Below are 1,990 nucleotides of genomic sequence, written 5' to 3'. Positions count from 1 at the left end.
TGGATAAAGAGGCTTTTTTGTAATAGGATCCTTCAGTGTAAGATTAAATCCCTTTTCTACCAGCTCTAATTTAATTAAGGATTGTTTCAAGTAACGTTCTAACATTTCTTTTTCAGGAGCACCTGAAGAATTAATGGTATTTCCGGTTAACTTTGTCCTTTGTAAGAGTTCTGTTTTTACTCTTACAAAGACCACTTTAGCCTTATAGCGGTTGTTTTTATCATTTTTTAGCACATTCAATTGTCCCACTTGCCGGTCTTTGTACATGACTTTAATTTCCTGATCACTGCTAAATTCTTTCAGGCAGCTAATGGTCAGGTGATCACCGAGTCGGTTTTTTCCCTTTTTTTGGGCGGGAATGCTATCTGTATTGAGCTTAAAGAGTTTTTTATCATACTCCAGTTTTAGTTCTTGGGGGTTTTCCAAGGTATCTATTTGAACACTCAGTGTAGCACTTTGGCCAGGGTATAGGGCTAGCCAACTTTGCAAATACTCCACCTCTTTTCCATTTTGGTCTTTATGCCAGGGAAGGGATAGTGTGTTGTAATGGTCGTCTTTTAATTTGTTGTATTGGGTATCTGTAGGGTATTTTGTAAATTGTGTACCATTATTGGTTCCCATTATATCTTTATAGGTAATATAATCCCCTTTATCTTTTTTGTTGCGCATGTAATCAAAGCCGTATTCCCCATCATAGTTATTGGAGGGCCTGAAATCTACAATAACCTTAGGTTTTGGTGGCTCCGAATCAACTTTGTATTGGGTTCTTTTTCCTCCATAAGTAATATTTACTTTAACCATTTTTGGCCTCCTTTCCCACTACCTCCAATTGAATCTCATCTCTTTCTCCTTTAACAGTGTAGCCTCTGATTACATCATCGGCTAATAAGGTTCCCTGATATTTGAAACTTACATTTTCTTCCTCATTCAGATCAACATTAATGGTTTTTCCCGTTAAATATTCCGTTTCCAAGATTAACAATACATTCTCATCAGGAACCAATTTTTCCTTTTCCATTCCCTCCAAATCGGTGATCATGGCAGAAAGTACTTGTCCTTCTTGTTGCTCTTCTTCTTGTTGAACTTCCTCTGACATGGAACCAATATCCGTTAAATGCCAACTTTGTTTAAAAATGGTACCTTTGTTATTTCGGATAATCCCAGCAGCGAAGGTGAGTCGAACCGCCATGGGTTCTGAAGAGTCGTTCCAGAAGGTTTCCTTGTAACCTATACAATAGGCATCCCAGAACTCTTGTTTGTAAAGTACCCCTTCACTTTCCTGCCCCGAAAAACTGATATGACCATTTTTACGCATGTCGGCCTGGGCCATCCAATTCAACAGGTAGTTGGCTTGTTCCTGTTTTTCAAAAACCACATTAAAAATCCCTCCTTTGACGCTATCGTTTGGTCTGGATTGAAAACCCAAGGGTTGTTGGAATTCCAGATCGTATTCTAGTAAGTTTAATTCAAGTTCGTCTATAAATAATTTTCCTTTAAAAGCCATTTATAAATATTTATAGTAAATAAGATGTAGTAAAAATTGTATATCTAAGTTAATAGAATTATTTAAAAGGAGGGTTTATTTTTGCTCAACTCTGGTATTATTCATAAAGGTTCTTTGAATTATATATAAATTAATTGAGGCTATTTTATAAACTGGTTTTATTAATTGTTTTGGGAAAGGATATATGAGCGGAATTCATTTTGGTATCAATAACCATTTACTGTTTGTAAAAAGGTTAGCTATTTTAATTTGTTCCCATTTTAAATAAAGTGCCTTTAACTATCGGGTTTTCTCTAACGGTATAGGTATGAGATGTTTGGCGTCTAATTTTCTTTTAGGGGCTTTGATTTTTACGTTTCCTCTGTGTTTTTTGGTGGTCTTTTGTGGAAGGGGTAAGATGTGCAGTTCTCACCCGCTTAATTAATATTTCTAATTTTGGCTTGGCTTATTCTTTTTGGTTGTAAAATATCTTGCTGGGTTGTTGGG

2 protein-coding genes are annotated in these 1,990 nt (G+C 35.9%); both read right to left on the bottom strand.

The annotated features are described in order from the left end of the window. Positions 1-801 (bottom strand): hypothetical protein (locus E1171_RS02205; RefSeq protein ID WP_222931342.1); only part of this gene is annotated, 801 nt, incomplete at its 3' end. Beyond that, a complete protein-coding gene (tssD, locus tag E1171_RS02200) occupies positions 794-1,504 on the bottom strand; it encodes a type VI secretion system tube protein TssD (protein WP_155203645.1) in 711 nt (236 codons plus the stop codon). The genes tssD and E1171_RS02205, both read right to left, overlap by 8 nt. Between the last annotated feature and the right edge of the window lie 486 nt (positions 1,505-1,990).

Source organism: Xanthovirga aplysinae, assembly GCF_009711365.1.
Classification (GTDB): Bacteria; Bacteroidota; Bacteroidia; order Cytophagales; family Cyclobacteriaceae; genus Xanthovirga; species Xanthovirga aplysinae.
This window is presented reverse-complemented; position numbering and strand designations above follow the sequence as displayed.

Excerpts from the sequence above, each read along its gene's own strand:
- tssD (WP_155203645.1), bottom strand. The coding sequence starts at position 1,504 with ATGGCTTTTAAAGGAAAATTATTTATAGACGAACTTGAATTAAACTTA.